Origin of the sequence: Pseudoalteromonas sp. 3J6 (assembly GCF_903995135.1) — a bacterium.
In the GTDB taxonomy this organism is placed as follows: Bacteria; Pseudomonadota; Gammaproteobacteria; order Enterobacterales; family Alteromonadaceae; genus Pseudoalteromonas.
Genome location: NZ_LR877185.1, coordinates 253,143 through 261,415 on the forward strand (window position 1 = coordinate 253,143; position 8,273 = coordinate 261,415).

Genomic DNA, 8,273 nt, shown 5'->3' on the forward strand with positions numbered 1-8,273 from the left:
CATGGAACAATCGTGTGGCAAGCTAAATCATTGGCTTGCCTTTTACTTATGCAAAGGGCTAGGGATTAAAACGCTCTTAGCCCTGTCTCAACAATACAGTTTAGCATCGCTGTTTTCTTTATCACACGCTGAGCTAGTAAACATTGGTTTAACGGCTCACCAAGCTAGCAACTTACTTAACACTAACTGGCAGCAAGTTGCACATTATGAGCAGTTGATCAGCCAACAAAACATTGTTGTTATTAGTATTTTTGATACCACCTACCCAGAACAGCTAAAACAAATAGCCAGTGCGCCACTATTACTTTTTTGTAAAGGGGATATCAGCTTGCTGGCTTCGCCGCAAATAGCCATTGTTGGCAGTCGAAACGCAACGACTACAGGGCTTGAAATTGCTGCTGAGTTTGCACACCAGTTAACCCTTGCTGGCATAACAGTAACCTCAGGTATGGCGCGAGGTATTGACGGTGCTGCCCATAAAGGGGCACTGTCAGGAAATGGCAAAACCATTGCAGTGCTAGGGACAGGCGTTGATATTTACTATCCTAAACGCCATAAGTTACTCACAGAGCAAGTATTAGCAACAGGCTTATTGGTTAGTGAGTTTTTGCCTGGTACGGCTGCCAATGCGCACAACTTCCCACGGCGCAATCGTATTATTTCAGGGCTCTCTTTAGGCGTTTTAATTGTTGAAGCCGAAATTAAAAGCGGCTCATTAATTACGGTACGTTACGCGCTTGAACAAAATAAAGAAGTTTTTGCGGTACCCGGTTCAATTAAAAATCCGCTTGCACAAGCTAGCCACTTTTTAATTAAACAAGGTGCTAAGCTGGTTGAGAACGTCGCAGATATCCTTGATGAGATGAACTTTTCATACCCTTCTGGTCTAAACTGTAAAGAGTTAACTGATGCTGTAACCTCAGATTGCGAGGTACTTAATAGTATTGGGTTTGAGGTGACCAGTGTGGACGATATTATGCGTCGAGTGCAGTGGCCAATTGATAAAGTACAAGCGCGATTGCTTGATTTAGAGTTAGACGATCAAATTGAGCGAGTATTAGACGGCTATATTAAATTAAGCGCTGGAGGATAATATGTTTGATATTCTTATGTATTTATTTGAAAACTATGTTCACAGCGAAAGCGATGTTTTTGTTGAGCAAAGTAAGCTTACTGATGAGCTACTGCGCGCTGGGTTTAACAAGCCGGAAATAAACAAAGCTATTGACTGGTTAGATCAACTTGCCGCATTACAATATAGTAATGAGTCGCCTTATTTATTAGCCACTGAGCAGCATGCAGTGCGAATCTTTACCGATAGCGAGTGTCGAGTTCTTGATACTGAATGCCGTGGCTTTTTAATGTTTGTTGAACAAACCGGCGTTATTAATAGCACCACTCGTGAAATGGTGATGGATCGTTTGGCGGCGCTTGATAATTCAGCCATTACTTTAGAAGATTTAAAATGGTTAATTTTGATGGTGTTATTTAATGCCCCTGATTCTCAGCAGGCGTATGAGCAAATGGAAGATCTTATTTTTGATGAGCCTAGCGAAGTGTTACATTAACCATTATTGGGTGTTTTATTATTTTCAGCGTTAACAAACCGACTGCGATAGCTTGTATCTTTAAGGGTTTTGGGTATATTAGGCGAAAATTCACCAACCACTAGGATTTACATGAGTAAAATCGATCATTCACTTTTCTCGGCCAATAAACACGCCTTAGAAAAAGAATATGAGATATGCCCGCAATGTGGTTCAGAACTCGTCATTCGTAATAGTAAGTCGGGGCCTTTTTTAGGCTGCGCTAGTTACCCTAAGTGCGATTTTATTCGCCCGCTTGCCCATCATGATAGCAATGAAATAAAAGTACTTGAGGACAGCGAGTGTCCAGAGTGTAGCAAGCCGCTGGTGGTGAAAAATGGTCGCTACGGTATGTTTATTGGTTGTACGGGTTATCCTGAATGCCACTATATTGCCAGTGACGATGACGACACCCCAAGTGAAGAGCCTGTGGTTGGTTGCCCTAAATGTAAAAAAGGGCATTTAGTTTCACGCAGTAATAAGTTTGGTAAAGTATTCTATTCCTGCGACTGTTACCCAAGCTGTAAATATACGCTTAATCATAAACCTGTAGCTCAAGCGTGTCCTGTATGTGACTGGCCAGTTGTTACTGAGAAAAAAGCCGCGAGTGGTGTTGTGTTACAATGCCCACAAAAAAGCTGTATGCATAAGTTTGCTGCCACTGAATAACATAAATATCTCTGGAGACAATTTTGTCTGACCTTTCTTCTTTATCTGCTGCAATAACAAGCTTAGAACAAGGCGATGTTATTTTATACCCAACTGAAGCTGTTTATGGCTTAGGTTGCGATCCTGATAATCAACAAGCGGTGGAGCGTTTACTTGATATTAAACAACGCCCAGTTGAAAAAGGGCTTATTTTAATTGCTGACAATTACGGGCAATTATTAAAGTACGTGGATGACGCTAAGTTGCCCATGGACAAACGCGCTGATATTTTTTCAAGTTGGCCTGGTGCTATTACCTGGGTCATGCCTGCTGCTAAAACCACGCCGAAGTGGTTAACAGGGCAATTTGATACTATTGCAGTGAGAGTAACTAACCATCCTACAGTTAAACGTTTATGCCAAGAGTTTGGTAAACCATTGGTATCAACAAGTGCAAATTTAACTGGTCAAGCAACGGTAACAAGTATTGTTGAGGCGCAGCAGCAGTTTGCAGATCAGGTTAGTTTTTATGTTGATGAACCATTAGGTGGTAATACACAACCAAGCACCATTAAAGATGCCACAACAGGCAATATATTCAGAGGTTAACTATGCAAAGCGAATTATTAAAACAAGTAAAAGCCTACTTTATGGCTTTGCAAGATACCATTTGCCAAGGCTTAGAAGCAGCAGATGGGAAAGCACAATTTGTTGAAGACAGCTGGCAGCGAGAAGAGGGCGGCGGTGGTCGTACTCGCGTTATCACCAATGGTAATGTGATTGAGCAAGGCGGAGTTAATTACTCTCATGTATTTGGTGCCTCTATGCCGGGCTCTGCCACTGCACATAGGCCTGAACTTGCAGGACGTAGTTTTCATGCGTGTGGTGTATCGTTAGTGATTCACCCTAAAAACCCACATATACCAACAAGCCATGCCAATGTACGCTTTTTTATTGCCGAAAAAGAAGGTGAAGAACCGATTTGGTGGTTTGGTGGTGGTTTTGATTTAACCCCGTTTTACCCTGTACTTGAAGATGTAGTGCATTGGCACCAAGTTGCGCACGATGTGTGTCAGCCATTTGGCGATGATGTTTATCCAAAATATAAAAAATGGTGTGACGAATACTTTTATTTAAAACATCGTGATGAAACCCGCGGCGTAGGCGGCTTATTTTTTGACGATTTAAATGAGTTAGGTTTTGAGCAAAGCTTTGCATTTATGCAATCGGTGGGTAATGGCTTTTTAGATGCTTACGTTCCTATTATTGAACGTCGTAAAAACGATGAGTACACCGAGCAGCAGCGCGACTTCCAATTATACCGCCGTGGTCGTTATGTTGAGTTTAATTTAGTCTGGGACCGTGGCACATTGTTTGGTTTACAAAGCGGTGGCCGTACGGAATCTATTTTAATGTCGATGCCACCTTTAGCCCGTTGGGAGTATAACTATACCCCAGCCGAAGACAGCGCAGAGGCATTACTATATAAAGATTTCTTAAAGCCTCGAGATTGGTTAGCACTGGGCTAAGAATGATATGCCAGTCAATAAACGGCTTATTGACTGGCTTTTAAAATTATCGCTTAAGTTTAAAACTGCGTACCTGCTCATCTAACGAGCGAGCTAAGTTGAGTAACTCTTCACTGACTTTTTGATTTTCATCGGCATCCACTAATGATTGCTCGGCGTTATCGCTAATACCAACAACACTTATATTTATTTCTTCAGCAGCTTGGTTTTGTTGCTCTGTTGCATCGGCTATTTGTATATTGAGCTCATTTATTTCATTCATTTGCCCTGAAATATCTTTTAAAGCCTGTGCAACTTGCTGTACTTGTTGCGCTCTTTCGTCTGCCTCTGCACAGGACTCCCCCATGGTTTTAACGGTTTGCGCGGCTTCTGACTGCAGCTTATCAATTGTGCGACGTATTTCATCAGTAGATGCATGAGTTCGAGTTGCTAAAGTACGTACTTCATCAGCAACAACGGCAAAGCCTCGGCCAGCTTCACCTGCACGGGCAGCTTCAATGGCAGCATTAAGCGCTAATAAATTTGTTTGCTCGGCGATACTGCTGATCACCTCAAGTACTTTTCCCACTTCAAGCGTTTGCTCTTGTAGTTGTCTCACTTGATCTGCCGCTTGGCGTACATCTTCTGCTAACTGATTAATACTGAGTTCGGTTTGCTCTGCAACCTGCATGCTTTGTTGTGCTAGTTCATTACTGTTCTCAGATTTTTCTTGAGCAAAATGAGTGGTGTTTCTTACTTCATTGGATGAGCTTTCTAGTTCATTAATTGCTGCGGCCACCGAATCGGTACTTTTCTTTTGTTCTAAAATAGCGCGCTCAGTGGTATCGGCCGAGGTATAAATTTTCTCTGCTGAATGAATAAGCACTTTTGAAGAGTGAGATACCTGTGCAATGTTATCTTTAAACGTAGCAATCATTTGGTTAAAACTGGTGGCAAGCCAGCCGAGTTCATCTTCGGCGTTATCTTCAATGCGTAAGGTTAAATCTTTATTGGTAGTAGCTAAGTGCATTGCATGGCCGAGCTTTTTAAGGCGCACTATAAATATTTTTCTAAACACTATACCTAGCAGCACAAAGGCAATAATAAAAATAGTAGAAAGTAGGCTGGTGGTTATTAAGGTGTTGTAAGTTACCTCACTATCAATATCGGCTAAGGAATAGCTAATTTTTACCACGCCTAGCACATCGCCTTCTTGCGCTTGATGGCAGCCTAAACAGTTAGTACCTTTATAATCAGAGCTAGCATACATAGGGCGTAGGTAGGTCATACTGCGGCTATCGGTGTTTTGCTCTATAAATAAGCTTTCTTTACCCTTTAGTGCTTCGCGTTCGTTGTTATTACTTGCTGTTTGGTTTTTATTTCCGGCACCATACAGATTATTAACTATATCGGAGCGAATAATATGAGCATCTTCTATATTAGGGTGTTTGCGTAGCTTTTGGCTCAATAATTCTCGATTAGCCATAGTACCGGTTAGCATCATGGTGTTTATTGAGTCAAAATAATTATCGGCAAGCAGCTTAATGTTTTCTGCCACCGTATCCTGGGCGAGCGTGCGCTGTTGGCTAGCACTACTAAAAATACTGGCTATTAATACAATAACGCCAGTTAGAGCTAATAAAGCATAAATTTTATGTTGGATTGATTTCACACGCGCCACGCTTTTCTAATTATTTGATAGGGTATTATCTATATTTTAGAAAAGCGGATTTTGACTTAGCGCAAATAATCCACAATTAAAGAACGAGGTAGGTTAATGCTGGTTAATCATATGGCTGGCAAGCTGAGCCAGTGATTGACGTAAGCCTTCGCGTAACACAGGGTTATCTATTTCTATATCTAAGGTCTTATTCATGCAATACATCCACTGATCGCGTAGGTCTTGATCAATAGGGAACGGCATATGACGTTTACGCAGCATCGGATGGCCATGCTTTTCAACAAATAGGTCAGGCCCACCAAGCCAACCGGATAAAAACTCAAAAAATACTTGGCGAATTCTGTCTAATGGTTGAGGATGCATATCATATAACGGTTTAGCGTATTCATCGCTGGCCATTATGTCGTAGAATCTATTAGCAATTGCACGCGTGGGGGCTTCTCCACCAATGATTTCATACGGGGTTTTATCTGGCGTAGGTGCTTGCGTAGTTGTAGACGGCTTTGATCTTGAAAAGAGTCTTTTAATCATAAATTTATCATCGTTAATAGGCAGTACTAAAACTGCGAAGAGGTTGTTTAAAATGGACAAATATGCGGTTTTTGGAAATCCAATCAAACATTCAAAATCTCCCATTATTCATCAGCAGTTTGCAAAATCATTGGGAGAGCAAATCGACTATCGCGCAATATTAGCACCTATCGATGGATTTGAAAAAACAGTCGCTGCTTTTTTTGAGCAAGGGGGAAAAGGCGCCAATGTCACTGTTCCTTTTAAAGAGCAGGCTTTTGCTTTAGCCGATGAACTCACCCCAGTTGCCAAACTGGCAGGCGCAGTGAACACCCTTAAAAAGCGCGATGATGGCAGTTTACTCGGTGATAACACTGATGGCACTGGTTTTGTTAACGACTTACTGACCAATAAAATAACGATAACAGGTAAACGCCTGTTGATCATTGGTGCGGGTGGCGCTGCTCGAGGAGTGATCTTACCTTTACTAGAGCAAAATCCCGCAGAGATAGTTATTGTTAATCGCACAGTACACAAAGCCCAAACATTGGCAAAGCTCTTTACTGGGCATGGCAATGTTTCGGGATATGGTTTTGACGACCTTCCTTTTACTGATTATCATTTAGTTATTAACTCAACCTCGAGCAGCATGAATAACGAATTACCTGCGTTAAGCGAAAAGCACTTAAGCACATGTGAAATGGCTTATGATATGTTTTACGCCACGCAAAATACGCTATTCATGAATTGGGTCAGCGAACACAATAAAGCAGCTAAGCTATTAGATGGCAGTGGCATGCTAGTAGGGCAAGCCGCCCAAGCTTATTATGTATGGCGAAATAAAATGCCTGAGATTGTTCCTGTTATTACTGCACTAAAGCAGGGAGTGCTTAAATGAATCAAGCAATACAGTTTATAGATCGACTCGAATTTAGAGAGCCAACTCATCAATTAGTTTTTTTTGCACAAGTAAATGGCATGCTAGTTGAGTGTGTGATTGCTGTCAGTAGTTTAAATTTAGCCGATGAGAGTCATGCAACGCGTTATTTTGAGCAATACCGTTTTGATTATGAAGAACGTGCCGAGCAGCTTATTGAAGATGAATGCTATAACTCGGCAGGTCAAATAGAAGTGAGTTTAGTTAGTTAAATTAACTAGCATCTTCAGCTAAGTATTCATCTTTAAGCTGCACGTAATTATCAGCAGACACTTTTAAAAAGCTCAGCTCTTGCTCTGTTAATGGGCGAGCTTGTTTTGCTGGGCTACCTACATATAAAAAACCAGATTCTAAACGCTTATTAGGGGGTACTAAAGCACCGCCACCAATAATTACCTCATCTTCTACAATCACATTATCCATAATAATAGCGCCCATACCCACGAGTATACGATTACCTAATACGCAGCCATGCAGCATTACCTTATGACCAACGGTTACATCATCACCAATAATAAGTGGGTAGCCGTCTGGATTATTCTTTGTTGCTCTTGATAAGTGTAAAACGCTGCCATCTTGTATATTAGTTCGCTGACCAATACGAATATGGTTAACATCACCACGGGCAGCAACTAACGGCCATACACTGCTATCATCACCTATAGTGATATCACCGACTAATACAGACGACTCGTCTACATAAACAGATTCATTAAACGCAGGAGTGATTCCTTTATAAGAACGTATTGCCATATATGCACCTTTAAATTAAACATATTAAGAGTATTAGTGTAACAGTAGCGCTTATTTTAGTGCCAGCAAAGCCTATATTGATTATAAAACTACCAGTTTCACCTGCTTTCGCTCAGATACTAACCGAACAGTGTGTTTTTTTAGTTTTTCTTTAAAAAAGTACTTGCGTAAAAATCTGTTCTCCCTATAATGCGACCCCACTGAGACGGGGAACGCCAACGCATAGCGAGGCACGAACTACTCAGAGAGTTAAATGAAACTTGAGTTTAAATCATCGTAAGAAAGTTTAAAGTTAAGTGTTGACTCGAAAAATAAAGGATGTATTATACGCATCCCTAGCGACAACGTCGCAACGTTCTTTAACAATATAAAGCAATCATCTGTGTGGGCACTCGTACAGATTGAGTTCTAACAGCCAAGCTTAGTTTACTAAGTGAGGCAAACAAATTTAGAGTCTCAATTGAAACTGAGTGACCAACAGCAATAAATTTATTTATTGCAGCACAGTCAATTCAATATCGAAAGATATTAAATAAATTCAGAATTCATTGAGCTGTCGAAAGACAAAAAACTTTTTAATTGAAGAGTTTGATCATGGCTCAGATTGAACGCTGGCGGCAGGCCTAACACATGCAAGTCGAGCCTTGACAC

At 41.1% G+C, this 8,273-nt stretch carries 10 protein-coding genes; 7 read left to right on the top strand and 3 right to left on the bottom strand.

The genetic code is table 11. The features are described 5' to 3' along the window. Window position 1: 1 nt before the first annotated feature. The 5 genes from dprA (at window position 2) to hemF (ending at window position 3,762) form a co-directional block, all read left to right on the top strand. The gene (dprA, locus tag P3J6_RS01125; protein ID WP_138609092.1) at window positions 2–1,093 is read left to right on the top strand and encodes a DNA-processing protein DprA; all 1,092 of its coding nucleotides are present in this window, start codon (window positions 2–4) and stop codon (window positions 1,091–1,093) included. 1 nt (window position 1,094) lies between these two features. After that, window positions 1,095–1,568 carry a DUF494 family protein gene (locus tag P3J6_RS01130; protein ID WP_010392756.1) on the top strand — a complete coding sequence of 158 codons (474 nt, stop codon included), beginning with the start codon at window positions 1,095–1,097 and terminating at the stop codon, window positions 1,566–1,568. Window positions 1,569–1,679: 111 nt separating this feature from the next. Continuing rightward, window positions 1,680–2,255: a DNA topoisomerase family protein gene (locus P3J6_RS01135; protein WP_010392760.1), complete on the top strand. Its 576-nt coding sequence runs from the start codon at window positions 1,680–1,682 to the stop codon at window positions 2,253–2,255. Between the two features lie 23 nt (window positions 2,256–2,278). After that, window positions 2,279–2,842 carry an L-threonylcarbamoyladenylate synthase gene (locus P3J6_RS01140; protein WP_138571419.1) on the top strand — a complete coding sequence of 188 codons (564 nt, stop codon included), beginning with the start codon at window positions 2,279–2,281 and terminating at the stop codon, window positions 2,840–2,842. A gap of 2 nt (window positions 2,843–2,844) precedes the next feature. Then, entirely contained in the window at window positions 2,845–3,762 is a 918-nt protein-coding gene (gene hemF / locus P3J6_RS01145; RefSeq protein ID WP_010392766.1) for an oxygen-dependent coproporphyrinogen oxidase, read from the top strand. Window positions 3,763–3,808: 46 nt separating this feature from the next. On the opposite strand, the gene P3J6_RS01150 is transcribed toward hemF, so the two are convergent. Together P3J6_RS01150 and P3J6_RS01155 are read right to left on the bottom strand one after the other, a co-directional pair. Next, the gene (locus P3J6_RS01150) at window positions 3,809–5,413 is read right to left on the bottom strand and encodes a methyl-accepting chemotaxis protein (protein WP_198522029.1); all 1,605 of its coding nucleotides are present in this window, start codon (window positions 5,411–5,413) and stop codon (window positions 3,809–3,811) included. A gap of 102 nt (window positions 5,414–5,515) precedes the next feature. Further along, window positions 5,516–5,953, bottom strand: a complete 438-nt coding sequence (locus P3J6_RS01155) for a group II truncated hemoglobin (protein ID WP_010392770.1) — start codon at window positions 5,951–5,953, stop codon at window positions 5,516–5,518. A gap of 52 nt (window positions 5,954–6,005) precedes the next feature. Between P3J6_RS01155 and aroE the strand changes: the two genes are divergently transcribed. Both aroE and P3J6_RS01165 read left to right on the top strand, forming a co-directional pair. Beyond that, window positions 6,006–6,830 carry a shikimate dehydrogenase gene (gene aroE, locus P3J6_RS01160; protein WP_010392772.1) on the top strand — a complete coding sequence of 275 codons (825 nt, stop codon included), beginning with the start codon at window positions 6,006–6,008 and terminating at the stop codon, window positions 6,828–6,830. Next, on the top strand, window positions 6,827–7,081 hold the full coding sequence (locus P3J6_RS01165; protein ID WP_008467093.1) for a DUF1488 domain-containing protein: 255 nt from the start codon (window positions 6,827–6,829) through the stop codon (window positions 7,079–7,081). The genes aroE and P3J6_RS01165 overlap by 4 nt, the downstream gene beginning before the upstream one ends. Window position 7,082: 1 nt before the next feature. On the opposite strand, the gene P3J6_RS01170 is transcribed toward P3J6_RS01165, so the two are convergent. After that, window positions 7,083–7,622, bottom strand: a complete 540-nt coding sequence (locus tag P3J6_RS01170) for a gamma carbonic anhydrase family protein (protein WP_010392775.1) — start codon at window positions 7,620–7,622, stop codon at window positions 7,083–7,085. Window positions 7,623–8,273 lie beyond the last annotated feature (651 nt).